Source organism: Streptomyces sp. NPDC001381 (genome assembly GCF_042895685.1).
In the GTDB taxonomy this organism is placed as follows: domain Bacteria; phylum Actinomycetota; class Actinomycetes; order Streptomycetales; family Streptomycetaceae; genus Streptomyces.
On the sequence record NZ_JBIAWO010000003.1, the window covers coordinates 1,010,594 to 1,035,226 of the forward strand.

Genomic DNA, 24,633 nt, shown 5'->3' on the forward strand with positions numbered 1-24,633 from the left:
GGTTCGGGCGGGGTCTCGGCGGTCCGGGCCGGGGTGGAGCGTGGGGGCGGGCCACCCCGGTCGGGTCTCATCTCATGTGCTTCACCGGCTTGGTGGCGGCGTGGACCAGGTACTCCAGGGGGCCGCGGCGGAAGAAGCGGGACCAGATCGCGGCGAACCCGATCGCTCCGAGGATGAACATGAGCAGCGGCACCCAGGACTGCTGGGTGCTGGTCCCGGCGGGCACGGACAGCGCGGACTGTGCGAGGAAGTGGCCGACGTAGGCGGTCAGGGACATGGTGCCCACGGCGATGACCGGTGTGGCCAGGCGGCGCAGTCGCGGCAGGCGGTCCATCGCCACCGTCGCCCCGACGATCACGAGGATCGCGACACCGACGCTGCCGATGATGTCGAACGTGGTGCCGCTGTGCGGCCCGGCCGTCAGGAGCATCGACGCCGGCCGCTCGGGGAACGACCCGCTGTCGAGGGATACCGATCCACTGTCGAGGGGCAGTGAACCCGAGCTGCCGGACGACCCGTCTTCGGCCATGCTCCGCAACGCGTCCTTTCCGGCGAGCAGCAAGGACATGCCGTATGCGGAAACGGTGAGAGCGGCACCGAGCGCGGCCAGGCGGCGCTGGGCAGTGCCGGAGGACAGGTCGAGGCGGCCCAGCGCCATGCCCGCGATCACGAACGACATCCACGTGAGCGCCGGGTAGAAGCCGGTGAGCAGCAGATCGAGCACTCCCACCTCGCTGAGGCGGCGCAGCGGGTCATGGGCGTTGATGCTCTGCTGGACCGACTCGCTCAGCAGCGAGGTCAGGGCGAAAGCCAGCTGCGGTGCGACGAGGGCGAACGCGGCCGCGATGATCGCGAGGGTCATGGCGCGCAGTCGCACCAGGGGCAGGGCCAGCAGGAAGTAGACCCCGTAGAAGCCGAGGATGATCACTCCCCCGTATTCCGTCGCCATCACGGTGCCCAGCGCCAGCAGGACGACGGCGCGGATCGCGATCCGGGCCTTCGCCTGCCGACCGGCCAGGCCGGTCTTGGGCTCGCGGCGGCCGGCGAGCAGCATCAGTGAGAACCCGGCGAGGGTGGCGAACAGGACCGACGAGTGCCCGTCCGCCAGGTACCGGATCCAGCCGGCGACGCCGTCCGTGGCCGACAGCGGGGGGCCGATGTGCACGACGTACATGCCGAACACCGCCAGCGCGCGGGCCAGGTCCACCCCGACGAGGCGCCCCATCGAGGCACCGGGCGAGGCCGGCGCGGCGGACTCGGGGGAGGTTCGGGGCGGCGGAGGCGAGTTCTCCTGCGGAGCTGATGTCTCCTGCGGCGGCTGTGTCTGTGTCATACGGAGAACTTCGCGTGGACGTCAGGGGGCGGACCATCCGGCGGTCTTCGGTGAGTCCCCCGCCGATCGGCGGGTACCGCCCTGCCGACCGGCGGAGTCCCGGTCCCCGGCCGGTCCGGTGCGACCGGACGGCTGTCTTCTTCCGCCACTCGGCGGGGGTGGACCCGACGGTTGCCGGATGGGCGCGGGGCGGACGGGCTTCCAGGCTGGAGGCATGGCACACCGTGCGCGACGCAACCGAGCGCGAGGACGTCCTCGGACCACCGGCCGACGTGACGGACCGTGACGCCGCCCCTGGCAGAGGCGAGTTCTCGTCCGCCCCGAGGCAGCCGAAGCTTTGGTGCACACCCTCGCCGGGAGCACAGCCGGGCTCGTCCACTGACCCGGCACATGCTCACGCCCTGGTGCGCCGGACCGCTGATGCGGTGCCCGGCACGCTTCAGAAGAAAGGAATGTCGTGAACACCGCATCCGCCCCGACGACGGATGGAACTCCCCTGTCCACGCGCCTGTCCACGCGCCTGTCCACGCGAGAAACGATCAAGGCGCTGTACGCGTACATCCGGCCGCACCGGTGGGCCGTCGCCCTCGGCCTGCTGTGCGCCCTCGTCGGGGCCGCCGGGGGGCTGCTGCAGCCGCTGGCCACGAAGACACTGGTGGACCGGCTCGCCTCCGGTGAGACCATCACCGGAATACTGATCGCACTCACCGTCCTGGTCCTCCTGGGCACGGCGGTCGAGGCGTTCGGCGCGTACGTGCTGGAGCGGACGGCGGAGTCGGTGGTCCTGGCCGCGCGGCGCACCCTGGTGGGGCGGTTGCTGCGGTTGCGGATCGCGGAGTGGGAGCGGGTCCCGCCGGGTGATCTGATGTCCCGGGTCACCTCGGACACGACGTTGCTGCGGGCGGTCAGCACCCAGGCGGTCGTCTCCGCGGCCACCGGCGCGGTGGCCTTCGTGGCGGCGATCGTGATGATGGCGTTCCTGGACGTCGTACTGCTGGGTGTGACGCTCGGTGTGGTCGTGCTGGTCGGCGGGGCCGCCGCGCTGGTGATGCCGCACATCGCCCGCGCCACCGAGCGGGCGCAGGAGGCGGTCGGGGAGATCTCCGTCGCGCTGGAGCGGTCCCTCGGGGCGTTCCGCACTGTGAAGGCGTCCGGTGCCGAGGAGCGGGAGACCGCCCGGGTGGAGGCGGCGGCGCGGCGGGCGTGGCGGCACGGCGTGAAGAGCGCGAAGTGGGAAGCCGTGGCGGGCTCGGCGGACGAACTCGCCGTCCAGCTGGCGTTCCTGGCGGTGCTCGGGGTCGGCGGGGCGCGGGTTGCGTCCGGGGAGATCCCCGTGTCCACCCTCATCGCCTTCCTGCTGTACCTCTTCTACCTGATCGAGCCGGTGTCCAAGCTGGTCGACGCCGTGTCCCACTATCAGGAGGGAGCCGCCGCGATCTCCCGGATCGCGCAGGTGGAACACCTGTCGGCAGAGCCGGCCGGCCGCCGGACGGGCACCCTGCCCAGGCAGGTGGCAACGGTGTCGGTCCGCTTCGAGGACGTGTCCTTCCGCTACCGTCCGGACCTGCCGTACACCCATCGGCAGGTGAGCTTCGAGGTGCCGCGCACCGGGATGACGGCCTTCGTCGGCCCCTCGGGCGCGGGCAAGTCGACGGTGTTCGCGCTCATCGAGCGGTTCTACGAGGCCACCGGCGGCCGAATCCTGGTCGACGGAAAAGACGTGCGGGACTGGTCCCTGGCCGAGCTGCGGTCCGCCATCGGGTACGTGGAACAGGACGCCCCGGTGCTGGCCGGCACACTCAGGGAGAACCTTGTCTTCGCCGCGCCCGGCGCGACGGACGACGACATCCGCGACGTCCTGGCCCGGACGAAGCTCGACACCCTCGTCGGGCGCCTGCCCCACGGCCTGGACACCCCGGTCGGACACCGCGGCTCGAAGCTGTCGGGCGGCGAGCGGCAGCGCATCGCCATCGCCCGCGCCCTGCTGCGGGGCCCCCGGCTGCTGCTCCTGGACGAGGCGACCTCGCAGCTCGACGCCGTCAACGAGCTCGCGCTGCGGGACGTCGTCACGGAGGTGGCCCGTGAGACCACCGTGCTGGTGGTGGCCCACCGCCTGTCGACGGTGACCGGCGCCGACCGGATCGTCGTCATGGAATCCGGACGGGTCCGCTCGGTGGGCACCCATGAGGAACTGGCGACCCAGGACCCGCTGTACGCGCGGCTGGCAGCCACCCAACTCCTGGCCACCGCGCGATGACCCACCAGAACAGCAGGACGTTCCGGTCGGTCAGTCCGCCCCGAGCGGGATCCGCAGCCGCACCCGGTAGCCGCCTTCGGCCGTCGGGCCCGACTCCAGGGTCCCGTGCAGGATGTCGGCCCGTTCCCGCAGACCGATCAGGCCCTGCTGCGAACCGGGCAGGGCCAGGGAGGGACGGGTGGGCGCGGTGTTGGTGACAGTCACTCCGACGTCGTCGCCGTCCTGCCACAGTTCGACGCGGGCCGCGGCGCCCGGGGCGTGCTTGCGTACGTTGGTCAGCGCCTCCTGGACCGTGCGGTAGACGGCTCGTTGGGCGGGGGTGCCCACGGCGGGCGGGAGCTCACCGGTCAGCTCCGCGTGAGTGCCGCTTGATTCCACCAGTTTGTGCAGGTCGGCGAGAGTGGGCTGAGGCGTCAGGTCGGTGGCGCGACCGCCGGAGGCGCGCAACAGCGTGACCATGGTGCGCAGTTCGTCGAGCGTGGTGACGCTCAGCGAACGGATCGTGCGGGCGGCCTCCTTGGCGTCCGCGTCCTTGGTGGCGACCTGGAGGGCTCCGGCCCGTACGGCGATCAGGCTGACCTGGTGGGAGACCACGTCGTGCATCTCCCGTGCCAGCTGGGCGCGTTCACGGGCGAGCACGGCCTGGGCGTGCAGGGCCCGCTCGTGTTCCCTGGCCTCCTCGATCTCGTCCAGCCGCCGCGCCAGGTCCCGTTGTGCCTGGAGAAGCTGGCCGAAGAGGACCGGGGCGGCAGAGGTCGCCAGGCCGTACACGAAGAAGACCAGCGTCATGGTCCGGTCGGCCTCGGCCAAGGGCCACGGGGTACTGCCCGCGACGGCGGCCAGGGCGACGCACACCGCGAGGAGACGGCGGTTGCGGGAGCACTCGGCCAGGGTGAACAGCGCCACGAGCACAGCGACGGCGACATCCTGCATCAGCGCGATGGGCAGGGTGAGCAGGAACACGGCGAGCGGGAACCGGCGCCGGAACGCCAACGCGGCGCAACCGACCGCGGCCAGCGAGACCCCGAGGCCCGTGTGCTCCCACATGTTCAGCCATACGTCCACGGCCGCCACCGCCACCAGAAGGACGTCGACGACCGGAGTGGGAACCCGCTTCCAGGCAGCTGGGGCGCGGCTCATCGTCCGGCCTGCGACTGCGGGCGCTCGTCGAGCAGCCCGGCCCGCTGCGCCAGCAGCGCGGCCTGCACCCGGCTCGTCACCCGCAGCTTCGTGAGGATCGCGCTGACGTGGTCCTTGACCGTGCCGGCGCTCAAGTGGATGCGCGCCCCGATGTCCGCGTTCGACAGGCCGTCCGCCACCAGGACGAGGACATCGCGCTCCCGGGCGGTGAGCAGCCGGACGCGGGCCGCCTCCTCGTCGACGGCCGCCCCGCTGCCGGGGTGGTTGCGCAGCAGTGTCCGCGACGCCTTGGGGGACAGCACGATGCCGCCCGCGGCAAGCGTGCGCACCAGGTGGGCGAGCTGCTCCGGCTCGGTGTCCTTCAGGAGGAAACCGGCAGCGCCGGAGAGCAGCGCGGTCAGGATGTACTCGTCGGCGTCGAACGTCGTCAGCATCGCCACCACCGGCGGATCCGGTATCGCGCGCAGCTCGCGCAGGACGGTGAGCCCGTCGACGTCCGGCATCCGGATGTCCAGCAGGACCACGTCGGGCCGCTCCCGGCGCATGGTCTCCACGGCACCGCCCCCGCCGGCGGTCGCAACGACCTCGATGTCCTCGGCCGCACCCAGGATGAGTTCGAAGCCGGAACGGACCAGGGCCTCGTCGTCCACCACCACTACCCGGATCACGCGCTCCGCCTCACCTTCGTCCATGCCGTCCGGCCCATGCCGACTCGACCCTAAAGCCCCTGCACAGGCCCGGCGGCCAGACAGACGCCGGCTCCAGCCACACGGCGGGGCAGCTCCCACCGATCGGCAGGGACATCACAGACCCCAGGTCAGCGCCCCACCCCTCCCCATCGCTGCACGAATGGCAGGACTTCAGCCATCGGCCGCATGAGGCGGGGCGTCAGCCTCATTGCCTTGTGGGGCCCTGACCTAGGGCCTCATTGGTCGCGAGCGGGGTCTTCGGGCCTCGCCCATTTCCGCGCCGGAGAGGGGCCGTCAGGCGGCCAGGGCACTTTGAGGGCGCCTCGCTCGAGCCGCTGCGGTGGCGTCGGCCGCGCAAAGTGTTCGTGGGCTGCGGGAAATCCCGGCTGCCGTCCGGTTCTTGTCACGGAGCCGTTGCTGGGGCCGGTGCCGTCCCTGGAGCTGTCGGGGATCGACTGGGTGATCGTCGGCGGCGAGAGCGGCCCGGATCGCCGGCCGCTGGACCTGGCCTGGGTCCGTGACGTTCGAGACCGGTGCGTCGGCCTTCGGGCCGCTCCGTTCTTCAAGCAGGTCGGTGGGCTGACGGAGCTGTCGGGCGGTGGGATGTGAGTCGTCAGGAGGTGCGAGCGTCGGAGTTCTCGCGGTTTGCGAGGACCTCGGCCATGTGTGTCTGCGCCCAGTTTCTGAGCCCGCGCGTCACGTGGTGGAGCGAGAGGCCGAGGTCGGTCAGCTCGTAGGAGACGGTGACAGGGACGGTTGGCTTCACGGTACGGGTGAGCAGACCATCGTGCTCCAGCGACCGTAGCGTCTGGGTCAGCATCTTCTGGCTGACCCCGGCCAGAAGACGAGAGATCTCGGAGTAACGCATCGCTTTCGGAGTGTCTGCGGGTGCTGCACCGGGCTGGCCAGGGCTGTTGTCGCCGCCCAGCGCACACAGGATCAGGACGACCCACTTGTCCGAGATTCGGTCCAGCAGCTGCCGGCTGGGGCACCCTGCCAGGAACGCGTTGTATTCCGCCTTGGCCTGAGCCCTCTTCTGGGCCGCCTTCGTCGTCGTCACTGATCGCACCTCTCACCGATGGGTGGGTTACGCACTCCGAAGTGCCTACTTCCCGACAGGAAGTTTCTCTCCAATGCTGGTGCAGGGAGGCAGCAGGCGCCACCCCCCAAGTGCACGACGAAAGGCAACAGGATGAGCACACCTTCCCTCTCTCTTCCCGGCGGCACCTGGACTCTGGGTGACCTGACCGTCACCCGGTTCGGCTACGGCGCCATGCAACTGGCCGGCCCGTGGGTCATGGGGCCGCCCACCGATCGCGAGGGTGCCCTGGCCGTTCTGCGTGAAGCGGTCGGCCTCGGTATCACCCACATCGACACCAGCGACGCCTACGGGCCGCGCGTCACCAATGAGTTGATCCGCGAGGCACTGCACCCCTATCCCGAGTCGCTGCACATCGTGACCAAGGTGGGCGCGACCCGCGACGAACAGGGTGGCTGGCCCACGGCCCGGCGACCCGAAGATCTGCGCCGCCAGGTCCACGACAACCTCAAGTCCCTCCGGCTCGACGAACTCGACCTGGTCAACCTCCGGCTCGGCAACGCCGAAGGTCCCCAGCCCGGCTCGCTCGCTGAGGCGTTCGAGGCGCTCGTGGAACTCCAGCAGCAGGGCCTGATCCGCCACCTCGGGGTCAGCAACGCCACCGAGGAGCAGGTCACCGAGGCACAGAGCATCGCGCCGATCGTGTGCGTGCAGAACATGTACAACCTCGCCCACCGCCACGACGACAAGCTCATCGACCGGCTCGCCGCCGACGGCGTCGCGTACGTGCCCTTCTTCCCCCTCGGGGGCTTCACCCCGCTTCAGTCATCGGCGCTCTCGGCGGTCGCCGCTCGATTGAAGGCGACACAGATGTCCGTCGCACTGGCCTGGCTGCTGCAGCGATCACCGAACATCCTGCTCATCCCCGGCACCTCATCGACAGCGCACCTGCGCGAGAACATCGCCGGCGCGGGACTCTCCCTCTCTCATGAGGACTTGACCGAGCTGGACGACATCGGCCGCTGAATCCCCCGTAGCTGAACGGCCCACAAGCCGCGACCGAAGCCGGCATTCGAGTTTCGGCCCCGGTCACCTTCGCGCGACCGGGGCCGAAGCAGGAGCCACCGACGTGCTGGCTGGCCCACTTCGAACGCCCGGGCACGTCCAACGGACCGACCGAGGCCGTCAACGGACGGCTCGAACAGTTTCCAGGATCGCTCTCGTGCAGACCCTGAGCTTTCCTACTCGGCCGGGCGATGTCCCGGTGCCGCCCGGACGTGCGCGCGTTCGCCTTGTCTGCCGATGAGACTCAGGAACTCGACGGGACCAGCGCTGGTGGCCCCGAACCAGTGCGGAGTGCGCGTGTCGAACTCTGCGGCCTCCCCGGCCTTGAGGATGAGGTCGTGTTCCGCGAGTACAAGGCGGAGCGTTCCGTTGAGGACATAGACCCAGTCGTAACCCTCGTGGGTGCGCAGGTCGGGTTCGGCGTCGTCACTTCCGGTCGGGAGGACGAACTTGTAGGCCTGGATTCCTCCGGGCCTACGGGTCAGCGGCAGGATGACCGAGCCGTCGCTGCAGGTGATGGGACGCAGACTGATGCGGGGGTCGCCGGTCGGCGGCGCATCGACGAGCTCGTCGAGTGTGACCCCGTAGGCGCGAGCAAGCGGAAGCAGCTGCTCGAGCGTGGGACGTCGCAGGCCCGCCTCGAGCCGGGACAAGGTGCTGGTGGAGATGCCTGTCTCCTCCGCGAGGTCGGCGAGCGTGACGTCTCGATGCAGCCGAAGGCGTTTCAACCTCGGTCCGACGGCGTCAAGAGTGCGGTCGATGGCTTCATCCACCCTCCCATTTTGCCATTCGGCAACAACGTTTGCGCATCCTCCTTCTCTCTCGGCACCGTGAAGAACGAACCGAGGAACGCACCCGCAGAGGGGGTGCGCGATCCGCCGACGCGGGTGAGCCCGGCGGACCTGTTGGACGTGGCCGCGACGACATCACCGGCTATGGCGGAGAGATCGTCGCGGACGAGGAGGGCGACCTGTGACGCACGGATTCGACAAGGACTTCTGGGAGCGGCACTGGCAACAGGGGCGAGCTGGGCGCCCCGGTTCCATGGGCGGCAACCCGCCGAACCCGTACCTCGCTCGTGAGGCCGGCGGCCTGACACCGGGCACGGCACTGGATGCGGGGTGCGGCAGCGGTGCCGAGGCAATCTGGCTCGCCTCCCGCGGCTGGCACGTCACCGCAGCCGACATCTCGTCCGAGGCCCTTGCCCGCGCGGCCGAGCGCGCGGCGACGATCGGGGCCCCCGAGCGCTTGCAGTGGGTCGAGGCGGATCTGAGCCACTGGAGCCCGGACGCGCAGTTCGACCTGGTCATGACCCACTACGCCCACCCGGCGATGCCCCAGCTGGAGTTCTACGACCGCATCGCCGGATGGGTGGCTCCCGGCGGCACGCTGCTTGTCGTGGGGCACCTGCACACCACGGGCTCCACCGGCCACGGGCACCACCCTCCTGCCGAAGCGTCGGCCACCCCCGCGGTCATCACCGCGCGCATGGACGGCACGGAGTGGGAGATCGTCACCGCTGAAGAGTGCCTCCGCACGCTCACCGGCCCCGGTGGCCGAGCGGTCCCCCTCCACGATGTCGTCGTACGCGCCACCCGACGCCGGTGATCACACCATCCGACAGCGCCAGGGCTTGCTGTTCCGGCGCCGATTCCCCTTGCCTTCTCGATAAGGAAGCCCATGAGTACGAACCGGTCCCCGGACGCGGAAGCCGCCGCCCCGACCATCCAAGACCCGCGACGACGACGCACGATCCTGGCCGGGGTCTGCATCGCACTCATGGCGGTCATCGCTTCGGTGTCCGGGCTGAACGTCGCCCAGCCGGAGCTCACCGTCGCGTTCGACGCCTCGCAGACCGAGGTCCTGTGGTTCATCAACGTCTACACCATCACTCTGGCCGCGTTGCTTCTGCCGCTCGGTGCGATGGGCGACCGGTGGGGTCGCAGGCCGGTGCTGCTCGCGGGCCTGCTCGTCTTCGGAACAGCGAGTGCGGCGGCCGGCCTCGCCACGTCGTCCGAGATCATGCTCGCTGCGCGTTTCCTGAGCGGCGTGGGCGCAGCGATGATCATGCCCGTCACCCTCGCCGTCATCACCTCGACCTTCCCGGACGAGGAGCGCTCCAAGGCGATCGGCGTGTGGACCGGCGTCGCCGGCGGTGGAGGCATCTTGGGGATGTACCTGTCGGCCGTCCTGGTCGACCTGGCGAGCTGGCGGTGGCTGTTCGTCCTGCCGGTCGTGCTCGTCGTCGTCGCCATCGTCATGGCGCTGCGATCCATCCCGAACTCGCGCGAGGCGTCAAGATACGGGTTCGACGCAGTCGGTTCGCTGTCGTCCGTGGTCGCAGTGGTCGGGCTCGTCTTCTTCCTCCACGAGGGTCCCGAGCGAGGCTGGACCACGCCCGCGACGCTGCTGAGCCTCCTCGTCGGCATCACCGCCGCTGTCGGATTCGTGGCCTGGGAGCTGCGCCGGAACGCTCCGCTCCTCGACGTCCGCCTGTTCCGCGAACGAGGTCTCGCGAGCGGTTCCGTGTCGCTCTTGACGGTCTTCGGCGTGCAGGCAGGGATCTTCGTGGTCCTCTTCCCGTACTTCCAGGCAGTGCTCGGCTGGTCCGGCCTTCGCTCCACTCTGGCGCTCATGCCGATGGCGCTGCTGATGATGTTGGCCTCCGGCCTCGCCCCGCAGGCAGCCGCGCGCATCGGCAGCCGCGCGACGATGGCCGCAGGGATCTTCCTGGGCGGCGCGGGACTGGTCCTCATGGCCACCTTCGTCTCCGTCGACGGCGGGTACCTCTCGATCCTCCCCGGCATGCTCGCCGTGGGAATCGGGATGGGGTTGACGATGACCCCCTCCACCGAGGCCATCACCACCGCCTTGCCGCGTGAGCGTCAAGGTGTCGCGTCCGCGCTCAACGACGTCACCCGGGAGTTCGGCACCGCGCTCGGTGTCGCGCTGCTCGGAGCGGTCCTGACCGCCGGCTATCGCGGGGCCATCGACTCCCGGCTCGGCGGAGTGCCGGACGACGCCGCCGAAACCGCCCGCGAGGGCGTCGCCAACGCCCTCGCGGCTGCCGACGGGGTCGGCCCCCAGGCGCAGGCGATGACTCAAGCCGCCCAAGAGTCCTTCGTCGACGGCTGGCAGCAGGCCATGTGGGCAGGCGCAGTGATCATGGCGATCCTGTTCGTCTACGTTCTCGCGCGAGGTCCGCGGCAACGGGCCCAGGATTCCGGTAGTGACAGCCATGAATCCAACGATGTAGTGGCCGACCTGCGCTGACTCACCCGGAGAAGCGAACGCCAGCCGTCGGGACGAGGCCCGCAGGCGCCCTACGTGGCGGGCTTCGAAGCCGCCGGCGAGATCGTGGGCGTCGGCCCGGGCGCCTTCGCGCAGCACATCCACTACGGTGCACGCGTGATCGCCACGGCGTCACCGGCCGAGCACGACACCGTCAGAGCGCTCGGCGCCGACGCGGTCCTGGACAGCGCACGCCCCGATCTGGCCGAGGAGATCACCCGCCTGACCGGCGGTGTCGACCTGGTCCTGGAATCGGTGGAACAGGCCTTCCGGCAACGCCACTGTGACCGCACACCTCATCGCCCAGGCCGCAGTCATCCGAGGGGCGGTCGCGCCCTCGTACAACACCGGGCACGGTTCATCGAACCCAGCGGCGAAACGAACCGGAATCCGCGGAAGATCACCGCCCGCCGTCCACGGACCCGGAAGACAACGGAGCCTGCCACCGGGCTGGTGCGTTCGCTCACCGTGCCTTCTGTGACGCCCGTGTCCCGAGCCCTGCGTGCGCCGCTGGCCGGCCCGGTTACCATCGCCCGGTGAGTACGTACTGGCACGTCGTGCTGCCGCCGCTCTGCGTCTGAACGGGCGCTGACACCGACGGTCTGATCTCCGGCCCCGGCCGACCCCGCGGGGTGGTCAGGGGTGTCTGTCGTGCGCCCGTTCCGGATCCCGTCCCGGACGTCAGCGACCACGAAAGAAACCCGACTGTGCCGAACCGCACGACTCCTGTGACCTCCGCGCGCCCGGCCGCCGCCGGCCCGCGCCCTTCCCGTACCGGTCTCCTCGGCGGCCCCGCGCCGATCCTCGCCTCGGCCGTCCTGTGGGGCACGACCGGCACCGCCGGCAGCCTGGCACCGGCCGGCGCGCCGGCGGCGGCGATCGGCTGTGCCGGTCTCACCCTCGGCGGCCTCCTGCTGTTCCTCACCTCCCGCGGCGCCCGCTCGCTGCCCGCGGCCTGCACGCGTGCCGAGCGGTGGCTGCTCGTCCTCGGCGCGCCGGCGGTGGCCGGGTATCCGGTCACCTTCTATCCGGCGGTGGCCCGCACCGGGGTGGCGGTGGCCACCGTGATCGCGCTGGGCAGCGCGCCGGTCTTCGCCGGACTGCTGGCCTGGCTCACCGGCCGGACCCGGCCGACGGCACGCTGGACCGCTGCCACCGCGGCCGCCGTGCTGGGGTGTGCCCTCCTGGTGCTCGGTCCCGAACTCACCGGATCCGCCACGCCCATGGACCTGACGGGTGTCGTCCTCGCCGCCTGCGGCGGACTGTCGTACGCCGTGTACTCGTTGATCGGCGGCAGGCTCATCCTGCGGGAACACCCCTCCGACGCGGTGATGGGCGTGCTGTTCGGTGCGGCGGGGCTGCTCGTGCTGCCGCTCTTCCTGTTCGTCGACATGCGCTGGCTCGCCACCGCCGACGGCGCCGCGGTGACGGTGTACCTCGCCCTGTTCACCGTCTACCTGGCCTACCGGCTCTTCGGACACGGACTGCGCCGTACGCCTGCGTCGGTGGCCACGTCGCTCACCCTGGCCGAGCCCGCCGTGGCGGCGGTCCTGGGCGTGACCGTCCTAGGGGAACGCCTGCCGTCCGTCTCCTGGTGCGGGCTGGCCGTCCTCGCGCTGGGTCTGGTCCTGCTGACCGTCCCCGGCCGGCGGGGGCGGTAGCCGCCGGTTCTCAGACCGGCGGCGGTCGTGCGTCGTCGTGGACGAGGGTGATGTGGCGGTCGGGGCCCGGGGTTTCCAGTTCGCCGAGGACGGCGACCGCCGGGTCCTCGACGGCAGGTCCGCAACGGGGCGATTCCGGCGGCGGCGACGGGCTTGCCCTCTGGGGGGACGTACGCGGCGTCGCCGGGACTGCGCAGCGCACCGGCACCTGCCGACCAGGGCACACGTGCGGTCGCGGAAGCTGGGCGCGATCCTGCATGGATGAACCATCTCGGCGACGCGCACGTGCACACCTGGACACTGCGCTTCATGGCCCTCCTGGCAGCCGACACCCAGGATCAGCTTGCCTGGCTGGGCGAGCGCGAGCTGGGGACGAAGGACGTCGTCGAGGAGGTGGAGCTCCTCTGCCGCGTCTCCGAAGGACTGGCGGAGCGCGGAGCCTTCGAGCCCGAGGATCTGCGCGGTCTTCGGGCCGTCGGCCGTCGCCTCGGCGAGATCGATGCCGCGTGCCGCGTCGGCCTCTGGGGCAACGCCCTGGCCACGGATCCGGCGTGGGACGAGATACGTTCCCTCGCCCGCCGGTTTCTCCGCACGAGGCTGGGCGACTGGCGTCAGCCGCTGCCACGCCCCGTGCGCCCGCACACGGGCGACCACTGAGCACGTCCAGGCCGCCTGTCATGAACAAAGCCGCAGGGCGGTGCGGGTAGCGGTGTCATCGTCGCCGCCAAGGTCTCTGGTGCGGTCCTTCGATACGGGGGATTCCCGGGGTCCGGGGGCGAGATGCTCTCTTCCAGCTGCCCCAGGCGCCCCACGAGAACAGGGCACTGGCGACCAGGCCACGGATGATGTCCGGCGCGTCGTGTCGATGCGCGGCACTGAGCAGACCGCCGATGGCGCAGACGATGAGGGACAGGGCGAGGAAGGACCACATCACGATCTTCATGTCGGGGGACGGTATCCGGCCCCCGCCGGCCGTCGGGACGCGGGGCGAGCGACATCCCGGCCCGACGGGCGCCCGCCGTACGGTGCCGGCCCGTTCCGCGGCCGCTCCGGGGCCGCGTACCTGTTGCCGCTCGGCCTGAGCAGCGTGGCCGAGGTCGGTAGGGGGTGCGGCGAGACGTACGCGCGCCTGGTCGGACGGCCCGGGGTGGTTTCCCCACAAGAGCAGCCGTCCGGCAAAATGGCGACGATCTGACAGTCACTCACCATGGTTCGCCCCATGGTTCGTTCGGGGGCGGGACTCGAGTCCAGGACGGAGCCAGGCAGCATGACCTCTCCCCACGGCGGCGACGGCGGCCCAGTGTTGAAGATCGACACGAGCAGGCCCCACCCGGCCCGGATGTACGACTACTTCCTCGGCGGGAAGGACAACTACGAGGTCGACCAGGAAGCCGCCGAGCAGTTCATCAAGGCCGCGCCGGAGGTGCGGGAGGCCGTCCGGGCCAACCGGCGCTTCATGCACCGCGCCGTCCGGCACGTCGTCGCGGAGGGCGGGGTCCGGCAGATCCTGGACATCGGCACGGGTCTGCCGACCGAGCCCAACGTGCACCAGATAGCGCGGGCCGTCGCCCCCGAGACCCGGGTCGCCTACGTCGACAACGACCCGATCGTCAGCGCCCATTCACGGACCCTGCTGGACGACGACGACACCAACACCTCCGTCGTCCTGGCCGACCTGCGCGACCCGCGGGCCATCCTCGCCCACCCCGACGTGCGCAAGGTCATCGACTTCGACCAGCCGGTGGCGCTGCTGCTGGTGGCCATCCTGCACTTCGTCACCGAGGCCGAGGACCCGGACGGCATCGTCGCCACCCTCCTCGACGCGCTGCCGGCCGGCTCCTACCTCGTGCTGTCCCACGCGACCGTCGACATCCACGACACCGAGCGCGAGGACGCCGTGAAGGTCTACAACAACGCCACCGCCACCATGAACCCCCGCGGCCGCGGCCGGGTCCTGGACTTCTTCGGCGACCTCGAACTGGTCGACCCGGGCCTGGTCCTGGTCCCGGACTGGCGCCCCGACGAGGCCCCCGAGCCCGGCGCGACGCCGATCGGCATCTACGGCGGTGTGGCCCGCAAGAACGGCTGACCCCCCGGACGACGGAAGAGGCCGGTCCGGCGCCCTGGGCGCCGGACCAGCCTCTTCTCGTGCTCTGTCGTGCCGGAGCCGGGACGTCAGTCCGTGCCGGACTCCATCGCCGCGCGGTCCAGCAGCGCGTCCTCCTCCGAGACCTCACCACGGGAGGCGATGGCCTCGGCGCCGCCCTCCGGAAGGGCCCCGATCAGGCCGGTGGCGACCGCCTGGGCGGCACCGAGGGCGGGGGCCGCCGTGCTGCCGATCAGGCCGAGCCCGACGTACTGCTCCAGCTTGGAGCGCGAGTCGGCGATGTCGAGGTTGCGCATGGTGAGCTGGCCGATCCGGTCCACCGGGCCGAACGCCGAGTCCTCGGTGCGCTCCATGGACAGCTTGTCCGGGTGGTAGCTGAAGGCCGGGCCCGTGGTGTCGAGGATCGAGTAGTCCTCGCCGCGCCGCAGGCGGAGGGTGACCTCACCGGTGACGGCGGCGCCGACCCAGCGCTGCAGGGACTCGCGCACCATCAGCGCCTGCGGGTCCAGCCAGCGGCCCTCGTACATCAGCCGGCCGAGGCGACGGCCCTCGTTGTGGTACTGGGCGACGGTGTCCTCGTTGTGGATCGCGTTGACCAGGCGCTCGTAGGCGGCGTGCAGCAGGGCCATGCCGGGGGCCTCGTAGATGCCGCGGCTCTTGGCCTCGATGATCCGGTTCTCGATCTGGTCGGACATGCCGAGCCCGTGGCGGCCGCCGATGGCGTTGGCCTCCATCACCAGCTCGACGGCGGAGCCGAACTCCTTGCCGTTGAGGGTGACCGGGCGGCCCTGGTCGAAGCCGATCGTCACGTCCTCGGCGGCGATCTCGACCGAGGGGTCCCAGAACCGCACGCCCATGATGGGCTCGACGGTCTCGACGCCGGTGTCCAGGTGCTCCAGCGTCTTCGCCTCGTGCGTGGCGCCCCAGATGTTGGCGTCCGTGGAGTACGCCTTCTCGGTGCTGTCCCGGTAGGGCAGTCCGTGGGCGACGAGCCACTCGGACATCTCCTTGCGGCCGCCGAGCTCGGTCACGAAGTCCGCGTCCAGCCAGGGCTTGTAGATCCGCAGGTGCGGGTTGGCGAGCAGACCGTAGCGGTAGAACCGCTCGATGTCGTTGCCCTTGAAGGTCGAGCCGTCGCCCCAGATCTGGACGTCGTCCTCGAGCATCGCCCGCACCAGCAGGGTGCCGGTGACGGCACGGCCCAGCGGGGTGGTGTTGAAGTACGCCCGGCCGCCCGAGCGGATGTGGAACGCGCCGCAGGCGAGTGCGGCCAGGCCCTCCTCGACCAGCGCCGCGCGGCAGTCGACCAGGCGCGCGACCTCGGCACCGTAGGTCTTCGCGCGGCCGGGCACCGAGGCGATGTCGGGCTCGTCGTACTGGCCGATGTCAGCGGTGTAGGTGCACGGGACGGCGCCCTTGTCGCGCATCCACGCGACGGCGACCGAGGTGTCGAGTCCGCCCGAGAAGGCGATGCCGACGCGCTCGCCGACCGGAAGAGAGGTGAGGACCTTGGACATAGGAAGATTATGCATGACCACGCATGACCATGCAAAGTCGACCCTCACCCCTGTGGTACGGGTCACACCGGGGGCCGACAGCCCTCCCCGGTCGCGGCGCGCGCCGCGATCAGGCCTCGCCCGTCCCGTCGAGGGGCCGGCGGTCCCTCCACGCCACGCGCACGGCATGGACGCGGACGGCGGTGAACAGCAGGGCCGCGGCACCGATACCGGCCGCGGCCCACCCGCCGTCCCGGACGACGGCGGCCCAGAAGAGGAACCCGGCGAAGACGGCGCCGAAGACGATGAGCAGGGGTTCGCGCACCCAGAACGGAAGGAGGCGGAGAAGAAGTCCGAGCATGCGGTCAGTTGATCAGGTTCATGCCAGGATCGCCACGGGATTTCCCCGGCTCCTCCACGCCTTCCTCACTCACCGGCCCGGCTCGACGCTCTGCTCTGCCCAGATCGTCTTCCCGCCCCCGGAACCGGGGCGGGTGCCCCAGCGCCGGGTGAGCTGGGCCACCAGGAGCAGGCCCCGGCCGCCCTCGTCGTAGGTGCGGGCACGGCGCATGTGCGGGGCGGTGCTGCCGGCGTCGGAGACCTCGCAGATGAGGACACGGTCGTGGATGAGGCGCAGCTGGACGGGCGGTGCGGCGTGCCGGATGGCGTTGGTGACCAGCTCGCTGACGACCAGCTCGGTGACGAAGGCCGCTCCGGTCAGCCCCCAGGCCTCCAGGCGGGCGAGGACGTTCTTACGGGTCTCGGCGACGGCGGCGGGAGTGGGCTCCACGTCCCAGACGGCGACCTGGGAGGCGTCGAGCGCCCGGGTGCGGGCGACGAGCAGCGCCACGTCGTCGGCGGGCCGCTGCGGCAGCATCCCGGCGAGGACCGTGTCGCACAGGGCGTCCAGCGAGTCCGCGGGCCGGGCCAGGCTCCGGCACAGGCGCGAGACGCGGTCCTCGGCGTCGTCGGCGGGGGTGCGGGAGTCGATCAGGCCGTCCGTGTAGAGGGCGAGCACGCTGCCCTCGGGCAGGTCGAACTCGACCGCCTCGAAGGGGAGTCCGCCCAGGCCCAGCGGGGGTCCGGCCGGCAGGTCCAGCAGCTCCACCGCGCCCTGCGGACTCACCAGGACGGGCAGCGGATGCCCGGCCCGGGCCAGCGTGCAGCGGCGGGAGACGGGGTCGTACACCGCGTAGAGGCAGGTCGCGCCCACGTCCCCGACGGTCTCCCCGTCGCCGGGGGCCGCCGCGTCGTCGGCCGGCCGGGCCACCAGGTCGTCGAGGTGGGTGAGGAGTTCGTCGGGCGGCAGATCGATGTCGGCGAGGGTCCGTACGGCCGTCCGCAGCCGTCCCATCGTCGCCGAGGCGTGGATGCCGTGGCCCACCACGTCCCCCACGACCAGCGCCACCCGCGCCCCGGACAGCGGGATCACGTCGAACCAGTCGCCGCCCACCCCGGCCCGGGCGCCGGCCGGCAGATAGCGGGAGGCGAACTCCACCGCGGAGTGCTCGGGCAGCCGCTGCGGCAGCAGGCTGCGCTGGAGGGTGACCGCCGTGCCGCGGGCGCGGGTGTAGCGCCGGGCGTTGTCGATGCAGACCGCGGCCCGGGCCGCCAGCTCCTCGGCGAGGACCAGGTCGTCCTGCCGGAACGGATCGGGATGCCGGTGCCGGGCGAAGACGACGACCCCGAGCGTGGTGCCCCGGGCCGACAGCGGCACGGCCATCACGGAGTGGAAGCCGAAGTCCCTGATGCGCGCGGTCCGCAGCTCGTCGCCGGCGACCCAGTCGGCGATCGCGGACTCGGTCACCTGCCGCCGCACGGCCCGTCCCGAGCGGAGGCTCTCGTACGGCGGGGAGCCCTCCGGATACCGGTCCACCTCGCCCAGCGCGAGGACCGCCTCGGGCACACCCGGCAGCACGGACTGGTGGGCGACGCGCCGCAGCATGAGCGGGTCACCGGCCGCGGGTTCCTCGTGGCCCTCCTCGAAGGACGTCAGCAGGTCGACGCTGAGGAAGTCGGCCAGGTCCGGCACCGCCACGTCCGCCAGCTCCTGCGCCGTCCGGGTCACGTCGAGCGTGCTGCCGATCCGGGTGCTGGCCGCGGCGATCAGCTGGAGACGCTTGCGGGCCCAGTACTGCTCCGTCATGTCGTGCCCGGTGGCGGCCACGCCCAGCACCCGGCCGTCCGGGTCCTCCACCCGGTAGAGGTGGACGGACCAGGCGTGCTCCCGGGCCTCGCCGGGTGCCCTGGAATGGTTCTCCACGTACTGCGGCTCACCGGTCTCCAGGGCCAGCCGCATCCGCCGTTCCACCTCCTCCGACAACGGCATCGGAAGGACGTCCGTCATCCGCAGCCCGCGCAGTTCCTCCTCGCTCAGGCCCAGCGCGCGCTGCGCGGACCGGCTGGACCGGCGGCAGCGCAGGTCCGTGTCGTACACCGAGGTCGCGCAGGACGGGGACTGCACCAGGCCCCGCCGCATCAGCGCGTCGTCCTCGGGACGCGGCCGTGTCCCGGGCACGGCGGAGACCAGGAGCCAGTCCCGGGAACCGTCGTCCGCCGTGCGGTGATGGGCCAGGACCCGGGCCTCCAGGCGGTGTCCTGCCCGGTGCCGGAGCGCGAGCGTGCCGTGCCATCGGGGCAGTCCGGGGAGCGCCGGAACGTCGTGGGCGGGCGGTTCCCCGGCCAGCAGTACGGCCGCCGGCCTGCCCACGACCTGCTCCGGCGGGAACCCGAGCAGCCGCTCGGCACCGTCGTTCCACCCGGTCACGGTGCCGTGCTCGTCGACGGTGACACGCGCGGTGAGTGCCTCCATGGCCGCTCATCTCGCTCTCCTGCGTGACGGATATGTCGCACTCCTACCCATTCGTATCACCGTTCACCGTTCACCGTTCAGGCGGCGGCGTGTGCGAGCCGTCCGGCCTCCCGTGTCTCCTTCGTCTCGTCGGTCCCCTCCGTCTCGTCCAGCAGGTCCAGCAGCGCCGCGCGGGCCCTGGACACCCGGGAGCGGACCGTGCCGACGGGGCAGTCGCCGACCTCCGCAGCCTGCGCGTAGGGCAGCCCCAGCAGCTGGGTGAGGACGAACGCCTCCCGCCGCTCGTCCGGCAGCGCGGCCAGCAGGTCGAGCAGCACGATCCCGTCGTCGAAGCCGGGCAGCCCGCGCGGCTGGGCCGACTCGACGGCGAGCTGCCAGTCCGGTACGTCGGCCACGCGGGGCCGGGCGGAGGCGTACCGGTAGCTGTCGGTCACCGCCCGGCGGGCGATGGACAGCAGCCAGGAGCGTGCCGAGGAGCGGCCCTCGAAACGGTGCAGGCTGCCGAGCGCCCGCAGGAACGTGTCCTGGGCGAGGTCGTCCACGGCCTGGGGATCGGCGCAGAGGTGGGCGACGTACCGCCGCACGTCCCGGTGCAGCGCGCGGACGAACCGCTCGACGGCGGCCGCGTCGCCGGTGCGGGCGGCCAGCGCCCACGCCGTGATCGACTCGTCGGGGCACGGCTTCGGAACAGAGGTGATCACCTGGGTGTCCTTCTCGGTCATCCGGTTCGCGCGGGCTCGCGGCCCGGGCTGGTCCGGGAACGGGGAGACGGCCCTACGGCGCCTGCGCGCACGTACGGCCGAGGCCCGGGGCGCACAGGGGCGGCCCGGGTCACCGGCTGCCGTCAGACGGCAGCGGTCCCCAGGGGCGGACCCCGAGAAGTGATCGCGTGGACGAGAAGAAGCCGCGGCACCCGTTCCGAACGACGGCGGCGGGGGCGCACGCGCGGGCGAGGCGGCGGGGCGGGCAGGGCGAGCAGCAGCCGCAACGGCGCCACCAGCCGGCCGGCCGCCGCCCGCAGGACGCGGAACACGGCCTTCTCGCCGTGGGCCAGCCACAGCCCGCACAGCAGGGCGGCCAGCAGGTGGGCGGCGAGCATCCCGGACGACGAGGAGCCGGCGCCCAGGAAGTCCACCGGAGCGGTGGGGCCCGGAAGGCCCGCGTGCCCGAGGTGGCTCATCCGGCTCATGTCCATGCCGCCCATGCCGCCCATGCCATCCATGCCGGCCCCGCCGCTCATGCCGTGCATGCCGCTCATGGCAGCCATGGGGTCGCCGGACCCCCGGCCCGACGGGCCCCCGCCCGGGGCCGCCGACTGGGCGAACTCGAACGCCGTGTGCAGTGCCGTCTGCGCGGCCACCACGAGCGTCACGACCGTCACCGGCCCCCGCTCACGGCCCGTCAGGCACCAGCCCGCCGCGCCGGTCGCGGCCGTCCCGGCGGCCAGGGCCCACGCGGGCACGTGCACGCCGGACATCAGGACGTGCCCCAGGGCGGCGAGCAGCACGCAGACGGCCGCGAACATCGCGGCACGCAGCGTACGAGAACACCACCCGGCCGTCATGGCGCCTCATCCTCGCATCCGTACAGGGACCGTCACCGGGAGGTACGCAAACCCGAGCACGCGCGCTCAGCCCCCGCCGGCACCCGAGAGGAGGGAAACGCAGGCCCCAGGGTTCCCGGTCCGGCACCGCCGCCAGCGCGGCCGCCTCCTGATCACTCGGCACCCCGTGGTCTCCCCTCGGTCACCGTCCCCGACGAGGGGAGCGTCGTACGCCGGCCTCCTCCGTCACAAGACCCCGCCGACCGTGAACCCGATCACCGAGCCGCCGCCCGCCCGCCGGTGGGCGAACGGCGCGCCGCCGTGGGCGAGGGCCACCTCCCGCACGATCGACAGGCCGAGGCCGGAGCCCGGCAGGGAGCGGGCGTCGGCGGCGCGGTAGAAGCGGTCGAAGACACGCGTCAGGTCCGCCTCGGCGATACCGGGCCCGCGGTCGAGGACCTCCACGCGGACCGTGCCCGGCCGGGCGGGTCCGGTGACGGCGATCTCGACGGGCGCCGCGCCCTCGCGGTCGAACTTGGTCGCGTTCTCGACGAGGTTGGACACCGCCCGCTGCAGCATGCCCGGCCGCCCGTGCGTCGTGGTGTCGCCGCTGGCCCGGACCAGGACCTGTCGTCCGGTGCGGCGCCGGGCGAGGCCCGCGACCTCCTCGGCGAGGTCGGCGAGGTCCAGTCTCCGCGGGGGCTCGGTGTCGGACTGGCCGGCCGCGAGGTCGACGAGCTCGTTGACCAGGTCGGTCAGCTCGCGGGCCTCCTGGGTCAGGTCCGCCACCAGCTCGTCCCGCATGGCCGGGGGCAGCTCGTCGATGCGGCGCAGCAGGGAGATGTTCGTGCGCAACGACGTCAGCGGCGTCCGCAGCTCGTGCCCGGCGTCCTGCACCAGGCGGCGCTGGTCCTCCTCCGACTGGGCGAGCCGGCCCAGCATGCGGTCGAAGGCGCGGCCGAGCCGGCCCACCTCGTCGTGCCCGGTGACCGGCACCTGGACCCCGAGGCGACGGGTGCGGGCGACGTCCTCGGCGGCCGTGGTGAGGATGACCAGGCGGTGGGTGATGCGCCGGGCCAGCCACCAGCCGAACAGGCCCGCGGCCAGCACGACCGCGGTCATCAGGAGCAGCGTGCGCTGCTGGAGCGCCCGCAGCAGGTCCTCGGTGTCGCTGAACTCCTGCGCCACCTGCACCGCGCCCCGCCCGCCGCCGAGCGCGACGGTCGCCACCCGGTAGACGTCGCTGCCGACGTCCACGTCCTTGTGCTCGGCCATCCCGCCGGCCGCCGCGGCCGCCGCGACCGTCCGGTCCGCGGTCACCACCGGCAGCCGGGGGCTCCCGCTGTCCACGACCGTGCCGTCCGCGCCCAGCACCTGCACGTTCGTGCGCGCGGGCCGCACGATGTCATGGCCCGGCGCCGCCGAGAAGAAGTCCTCCGGCGCCATCGCGTGCCCGCGCACCTCGTCCCGCAGATCCTGTACGACCTCGTCGAACACCGACTCCTGGTCGACCCGCACCAGCCGCGCGGCCGCCGAGTACGACAGCACGCCCACGAGCACCGTGACGGCGGCGGTGACGGCGGCGAAGGACACCGCGAACGTGGTCCGCAGCGACACCAGCTTGGGCCGCGGCCGGACCAGCAGCCGCCGCAGCCGGCCGGACGGCACTCAGTCCTCCCGGAGCACGTAACCGACGCCGCGCACGGTGTGGATCAGCGGCGAGGCGCCGGGCTGGTCGAGCTTGCGGCGCAGATAGCCGACGTAGACGGCGAGGTTCTTGGAGCCCGGCCCGAAGTCGTAGCCCCAGATGCGGTCGTAGATCGTCGAGTGGTCGAGGACGATCCCGGCGTTGCGCACCAGCAGTTCCAGCAGCTCGAACTCGGTGCGGGTCAGTTCCAGCTCCCGCTCGCCGCGCCAGGCCCGCCGCGCCTGCGGGTCCATCCGCAGTCCGGCGGCCTCCAGGTACCGCTCGGACCCCGCCTGCTTCGGGGCGGCCGCCTCCGCCACGGCGGGGACGACGCCCGGGTTGGTCCGGCGCAGCAGCGCCCGCAGCCGGGCGAAGACCTCCTCGACGTCGAACGGCTTGACGACGTAGTCGTCCGCGCCCGCGTCGAGGCCGGCGATCCGGTCGGCGGTCTCCACCAGTGCGGTCAGCATCAGGATCGGCGTGCGGTCGCCCTCGGCGCGCAGCACCCGGCAGACCTGCAGACCGTCGATCCCGGGCATCATCACGTCGAGGACGAGCACGTCCGGCGGCGACTTGTGGGCGTGCGCCAGCGCCTCCACCCCGTCGGCGACCGCGGTGACCTGGTAGCCCTCCAGGGCCAGGGCGCGTTCCAGGGCGTGGCGGATGGCGCGGTCGTCTTCGGCGAGCAGCAGGGTGGGAGGCACCGGTCCAGTCTGCCAAGGCCTCCGGCGGTTCGGCCGTGAGGAAGGTCCTACGATCACCGTTCTTACTGGGCTCTCACCGTCCGGCGCTCAGGAGGTCACCGGCTGGAGATCGCCGCCAGCCGCTCGGCGAACGGCACGACCTCGAAGGCGTCCTTCACCGGCTTCGCCGGACGGGCCGCCGGCAGTCCCGTCATCAGGGCCGCCAGCTCCCCCGCCGCCCGTTCGATCCGCTCGGGCAGGCCCTCGGCGCCCCAGTCCTCCGAGGCGGCGTAGACGGCGGTCGGGACGACGACGGCCCGCAGGTACGCGAAGAGCGGCCGCAGCGCGTGTTCGAGCACCAGCGAGTGCCGGGCGGAGCCGCCGGTCGCCGCGACCAGCACCGGCTTGCCCGCCAGCGCCTCCTGGTCCAGCACGTCGAAGAACGACTTGAACAGCCCGCTGTACGACGCCGAGAACACCGGCGTGACGACGATCAGTCCGTCGGCGGCGCTCACCGCGTCGAGGGCCTCCGCCAGCTTCCGCCCCGGGAACCCGTTGGTGAAGTGGTGCGCGATCTCGACGGCGAGGTCGCGCAGCTCCACGACCTGGACGTCGACGGACGCCTGCCGCTCCACCGCTCCGGCCAGCCGGTCGGCCAGCAGCCGGGTGGACGACGGAACGCTCAGCCCCGCCGAGACGACGACGAGCCTCATGCCACGACCTCCTTCTGCGCGTCGGCGAGCAGGGAGGCGTGGGTAGGCGCCTCCGGCACGTCCGCCGGACGGCCCTTCGCGAACTCCTCGCGCAGCACCGGCACGACCTCCTCGCCGAGCATGTCGATCTGCTCCAGCACGGTCTTCAGCGGCAGCCCCGCGTGGTCCACGAGGAACAGCTGGCGCTGGTAGTCGCCGGCGTACTCGCGGAAGGACAGCGTCTTCTCGATGACCTGCTCGGGCGTGCCCACGGTCAGCGGGGTCTGGTCGGTGAAGTCCTCCAGCGACGGCCCGTGCCCGTAGACCGGCGCGTTGTCGAAGTACGGCCGGAACTCACGCACCGCGTCCTGCGAGTTCCGCCGCATGAACACCTGGCCGCCGAGTCCGACGATCGCCTGCTCCGGGGTGCCGTGCCCGTAGTGCGCGTACCGCGCCCGGTACAGCTCGACCATCCGCTTGGTGTGGTCGGCCGGCCAGAAGATGTTGTTGTGGAAGAAGCCGTCGCCGTAGAAGGCGGCCTGCTCGGCGATCTCCGGGGACCGGATGGAGCCGTGCCACACGAACGGCGGGACGCCGTCCAGCGGCCTCGGCGTGGACGTGAAGCCCTGGAGCGCGGTCCGGAACTTCCCCTCCCAGTCGACGACGTCCTCCCGCCACAGCCGGCGCAGCAGGGCGTAGTTCTCGATGGCGAGGTTGATGCCCTGCCGGATGTCCTGCCCGAACCAGGGATAGACGGGACCGGTGTTGCCGCGCCCCATCATCAGGTCCACGCGGCCGTCGGCCAGGTGCTGGAGCATCGCGAAGTCCTCGGCGATCTTCACCGGGTCGTTCGTGGTGATCAGCGTGGTGGAGGTGGAGAGGATCAGCCTCTCCGTCCGCGCGGCGACGTAGCCGAGCATGGTGGTCGGGGACGACGGCACGAACGGCGGGTTGTGGTGCTCGCCGGTCGCGAAGACGTCGAGGCCGACCTCCTCGGCCTTCAGCGCGATGGCGACCATGGCCTTGATGCGCTCGCGCTCGGTCGGCGTCCGGCCCGTCGTCGGGTCCGGTGTGACGTCGCCGACGCTGAAGATCCCGAACTGCATGGTCGCTCACCCTCCAAGTTGTTTACGGTTCA

At 71.9% G+C, this 24,633-nt stretch carries 24 protein-coding genes; 9 read left to right on the plus strand and 15 right to left on the minus strand.

Features of this window, described 5'->3' with window-relative positions; translation table 11 throughout:
• Positions 1-67 precede the first annotated feature (67 nt).
• On the minus strand, positions 68-1,333 hold the full coding sequence (locus tag ACFY2L_RS18265) for a DUF418 domain-containing protein (protein WP_390822776.1): 1,266 nt from the start codon (positions 1,331-1,333) through the stop codon (positions 68-70).
• A gap of 457 nt (positions 1,334-1,790) precedes the next feature.
• Here ACFY2L_RS18265 and ACFY2L_RS18270 point away from each other — a divergent pair, with 457 nt between their 5' ends.
• On the plus strand, positions 1,791-3,590 hold the full coding sequence (locus ACFY2L_RS18270) for an ABC transporter ATP-binding protein (RefSeq protein WP_390822777.1): 1,800 nt from the start codon (positions 1,791-1,793) through the stop codon (positions 3,588-3,590).
• Between the two features lie 30 nt (positions 3,591-3,620).
• On the opposite strand, the gene ACFY2L_RS18275 is transcribed toward ACFY2L_RS18270, so the two are convergent.
• Positions 3,621-4,730: a sensor histidine kinase gene (locus tag ACFY2L_RS18275; RefSeq protein ID WP_390657969.1), complete on the minus strand. Its 1,110-nt coding sequence runs from the start codon at positions 4,728-4,730 to the stop codon at positions 3,621-3,623.
• On the minus strand, positions 4,727-5,422 hold the full coding sequence (locus ACFY2L_RS18280) for a response regulator (protein WP_390822778.1): 696 nt from the start codon (positions 5,420-5,422) through the stop codon (positions 4,727-4,729). Before ACFY2L_RS18280 ends, ACFY2L_RS18275 begins: the two co-directional genes overlap by 4 nt.
• Positions 5,423-5,833: 411 nt before the next feature.
• On the opposite strand from ACFY2L_RS18280, the gene ACFY2L_RS18285 reads away from it, so the two are divergent.
• On the plus strand, positions 5,834-6,028 hold the full coding sequence (locus ACFY2L_RS18285; protein ID WP_390822779.1) for a DUF5131 family protein: 195 nt from the start codon (positions 5,834-5,836) through the stop codon (positions 6,026-6,028).
• A 4-nt stretch (positions 6,029-6,032) separates the two neighbouring features.
• Here the strand turns inward: ACFY2L_RS18285 and ACFY2L_RS18290 are convergent, their stop codons facing one another.
• Positions 6,033-6,479 (minus strand): winged helix-turn-helix transcriptional regulator, encoded by a 447-nt coding sequence (locus ACFY2L_RS18290; RefSeq protein ID WP_390822780.1) that lies wholly within the window; start codon positions 6,477-6,479, stop codon positions 6,033-6,035.
• A 132-nt stretch (positions 6,480-6,611) separates the two neighbouring features.
• On the opposite strand from ACFY2L_RS18290, the gene ACFY2L_RS18295 reads away from it, so the two are divergent.
• Complete coding sequence (locus ACFY2L_RS18295; RefSeq protein ID WP_390822781.1) at positions 6,612-7,484, plus strand: aldo/keto reductase family oxidoreductase; 873 nt, start codon at positions 6,612-6,614, stop codon at positions 7,482-7,484.
• Between the two features lie 215 nt (positions 7,485-7,699).
• Here ACFY2L_RS18295 and ACFY2L_RS18300 read toward each other — a convergent pair whose 3' ends face one another.
• Complete coding sequence (locus ACFY2L_RS18300) at positions 7,700-8,296, minus strand: helix-turn-helix domain-containing protein (protein ID WP_390822782.1); 597 nt, start codon at positions 8,294-8,296, stop codon at positions 7,700-7,702.
• 199 nt (positions 8,297-8,495) lie between these two features.
• Here ACFY2L_RS18300 and ACFY2L_RS18305 point away from each other — a divergent pair, with 199 nt between their 5' ends.
• The 5 genes from ACFY2L_RS18305 to ACFY2L_RS18325 all read left to right on the plus strand — a co-directional run bounded on the left by ACFY2L_RS18305 (position 8,496) and on the right by ACFY2L_RS18325 (position 13,132).
• The gene (locus ACFY2L_RS18305; protein WP_390822783.1) at positions 8,496-9,131 is read left to right on the plus strand and encodes a class I SAM-dependent methyltransferase; all 636 of its coding nucleotides are present in this window, start codon (positions 8,496-8,498) and stop codon (positions 9,129-9,131) included.
• Positions 9,132-9,203: 72 nt separating this feature from the next.
• On the plus strand, positions 9,204-10,796 hold the full coding sequence (locus ACFY2L_RS18310; RefSeq protein WP_390822784.1) for an MFS transporter: 1,593 nt from the start codon (positions 9,204-9,206) through the stop codon (positions 10,794-10,796).
• 54 nt (positions 10,797-10,850) lie between these two features.
• Positions 10,851-11,354 (plus strand): zinc-binding dehydrogenase, encoded by a 504-nt coding sequence (locus ACFY2L_RS18315; protein ID WP_390822785.1) that lies wholly within the window; start codon positions 10,851-10,853, stop codon positions 11,352-11,354.
• Between the two features lie 167 nt (positions 11,355-11,521).
• Complete coding sequence (locus tag ACFY2L_RS18320) at positions 11,522-12,475, plus strand: DMT family transporter (RefSeq protein ID WP_390822786.1); 954 nt, start codon at positions 11,522-11,524, stop codon at positions 12,473-12,475.
• Between the two features lie 261 nt (positions 12,476-12,736).
• A complete protein-coding gene (locus ACFY2L_RS18325) occupies positions 12,737-13,132 on the plus strand; it encodes a hypothetical protein (protein ID WP_390822787.1) in 396 nt (131 codons plus the stop codon).
• A 55-nt stretch (positions 13,133-13,187) separates the two neighbouring features.
• On the opposite strand, the gene ACFY2L_RS18330 is transcribed toward ACFY2L_RS18325, so the two are convergent.
• Entirely contained in the window at positions 13,188-13,418 is a 231-nt protein-coding gene (locus ACFY2L_RS18330) for a hypothetical protein (protein ID WP_390657954.1), read from the minus strand.
• Positions 13,419-13,742: 324 nt separating this feature from the next.
• Between ACFY2L_RS18330 and ACFY2L_RS18335 the strand changes: the two genes are divergently transcribed.
• Entirely contained in the window at positions 13,743-14,564 is an 822-nt protein-coding gene (locus ACFY2L_RS18335) for an SAM-dependent methyltransferase (protein WP_390657953.1), read from the plus strand.
• An 86-nt stretch (positions 14,565-14,650) separates the two neighbouring features.
• On the opposite strand, the gene argG is transcribed toward ACFY2L_RS18335, so the two are convergent.
• The 9 genes from argG to ACFY2L_RS18380 form a co-directional block, all read right to left on the minus strand.
• Positions 14,651-16,099 (minus strand): argininosuccinate synthase, encoded by a 1,449-nt coding sequence (gene argG, locus ACFY2L_RS18340; RefSeq protein ID WP_390822788.1) that lies wholly within the window; start codon positions 16,097-16,099, stop codon positions 14,651-14,653.
• A gap of 109 nt (positions 16,100-16,208) precedes the next feature.
• Positions 16,209-16,439 (minus strand): hypothetical protein, encoded by a 231-nt coding sequence (locus ACFY2L_RS18345; protein WP_390657951.1) that lies wholly within the window; start codon positions 16,437-16,439, stop codon positions 16,209-16,211.
• A gap of 69 nt (positions 16,440-16,508) precedes the next feature.
• Positions 16,509-18,890, minus strand: coding sequence for a SpoIIE family protein phosphatase (locus ACFY2L_RS18350; RefSeq protein ID WP_390657950.1), 2,382 nt, complete (start codon positions 18,888-18,890; stop codon positions 16,509-16,511).
• A 77-nt stretch (positions 18,891-18,967) separates the two neighbouring features.
• Complete coding sequence (locus ACFY2L_RS18355; RefSeq protein WP_390822789.1) at positions 18,968-19,612, minus strand: sigma-70 family RNA polymerase sigma factor; 645 nt, start codon at positions 19,610-19,612, stop codon at positions 18,968-18,970.
• A 122-nt stretch (positions 19,613-19,734) separates the two neighbouring features.
• Positions 19,735-20,454, minus strand: coding sequence for a hypothetical protein (locus tag ACFY2L_RS18360; RefSeq protein WP_390657948.1), 720 nt, complete (start codon positions 20,452-20,454; stop codon positions 19,735-19,737).
• Positions 20,455-20,679: 225 nt separating this feature from the next.
• Complete coding sequence (locus ACFY2L_RS18365) at positions 20,680-22,101, minus strand: ATP-binding protein (protein WP_390822790.1); 1,422 nt, start codon at positions 22,099-22,101, stop codon at positions 20,680-20,682.
• The gene (locus ACFY2L_RS18370) at positions 22,102-22,824 is read right to left on the minus strand and encodes a response regulator transcription factor (protein WP_390657946.1); all 723 of its coding nucleotides are present in this window, start codon (positions 22,822-22,824) and stop codon (positions 22,102-22,104) included.
• Between the two features lie 95 nt (positions 22,825-22,919).
• Positions 22,920-23,516: an FMN reductase gene (locus tag ACFY2L_RS18375; protein ID WP_390822791.1), complete on the minus strand. Its 597-nt coding sequence runs from the start codon at positions 23,514-23,516 to the stop codon at positions 22,920-22,922.
• Positions 23,513-24,601 carry an LLM class flavin-dependent oxidoreductase gene (locus ACFY2L_RS18380; protein ID WP_390822792.1) on the minus strand — a complete coding sequence of 363 codons (1,089 nt, stop codon included), beginning with the start codon at positions 24,599-24,601 and terminating at the stop codon, positions 23,513-23,515. The genes ACFY2L_RS18375 and ACFY2L_RS18380 overlap by 4 nt, the downstream gene beginning before the upstream one ends.
• Positions 24,602-24,633: the final 32 nt, after the last annotated feature.

What these genes read in the sequence shown, in the direction of transcription:
- ACFY2L_RS18265 (WP_390822776.1), bottom strand. Translation starts at nt 1,333, where the DNA reads ATGACACAGACACAGCCGCCGCAGGAGACATCAGCTCCGCAGGAGAAC.
- ACFY2L_RS18275 (WP_390657969.1), bottom strand. Translation starts at nt 4,730, where the DNA reads ATGAGCCGCGCCCCAGCTGCCTGGAAGCGGGTTCCCACTCCGGTCGTC.
- ACFY2L_RS18280 (WP_390822778.1), bottom strand. Translation starts at nt 5,422, where the DNA reads ATGGACGAAGGTGAGGCGGAGCGCGTGATCCGGGTAGTGGTGGTGGAC.
- ACFY2L_RS18295 (WP_390822781.1), top strand. Translation starts at nt 6,612, where the DNA reads ATGAGCACACCTTCCCTCTCTCTTCCCGGCGGCACCTGGACTCTGGGT.
- ACFY2L_RS18310 (WP_390822784.1), top strand. Translation starts at nt 9,204, where the DNA reads ATGAGTACGAACCGGTCCCCGGACGCGGAAGCCGCCGCCCCGACCATC.
- ACFY2L_RS18325 (WP_390822787.1), top strand. Translation starts at nt 12,737, where the DNA reads ATGAACCATCTCGGCGACGCGCACGTGCACACCTGGACACTGCGCTTC.
- ACFY2L_RS18330 (WP_390657954.1), bottom strand. Translation starts at nt 13,418, where the DNA reads ATGAAGATCGTGATGTGGTCCTTCCTCGCCCTGTCCCTCATCGTCTGC.
- ACFY2L_RS18335 (WP_390657953.1), top strand. Translation starts at nt 13,743, where the DNA reads ATGACCTCTCCCCACGGCGGCGACGGCGGCCCAGTGTTGAAGATCGAC.
- argG (WP_390822788.1), bottom strand. Translation starts at nt 16,099, where the DNA reads ATGTCCAAGGTCCTCACCTCTCTTCCGGTCGGCGAGCGCGTCGGCATC.
- ACFY2L_RS18345 (WP_390657951.1), bottom strand. Translation starts at nt 16,439, where the DNA reads ATGCTCGGACTTCTTCTCCGCCTCCTTCCGTTCTGGGTGCGCGAACCC.
- ACFY2L_RS18350 (WP_390657950.1), bottom strand. Translation starts at nt 18,890, where the DNA reads ATGGAGGCACTCACCGCGCGTGTCACCGTCGACGAGCACGGCACCGTG.
- ACFY2L_RS18355 (WP_390822789.1), bottom strand. Translation starts at nt 19,612, where the DNA reads ATGACCGAGAAGGACACCCAGGTGATCACCTCTGTTCCGAAGCCGTGC.
- ACFY2L_RS18360 (WP_390657948.1), bottom strand. Translation starts at nt 20,454, where the DNA reads ATGACGGCCGGGTGGTGTTCTCGTACGCTGCGTGCCGCGATGTTCGCG.
- ACFY2L_RS18375 (WP_390822791.1), bottom strand. Translation starts at nt 23,516, where the DNA reads ATGAGGCTCGTCGTCGTCTCGGCGGGGCTGAGCGTTCCGTCGTCCACC.
- ACFY2L_RS18380 (WP_390822792.1), bottom strand. Translation starts at nt 24,601, where the DNA reads ATGCAGTTCGGGATCTTCAGCGTCGGCGACGTCACACCGGACCCGACG.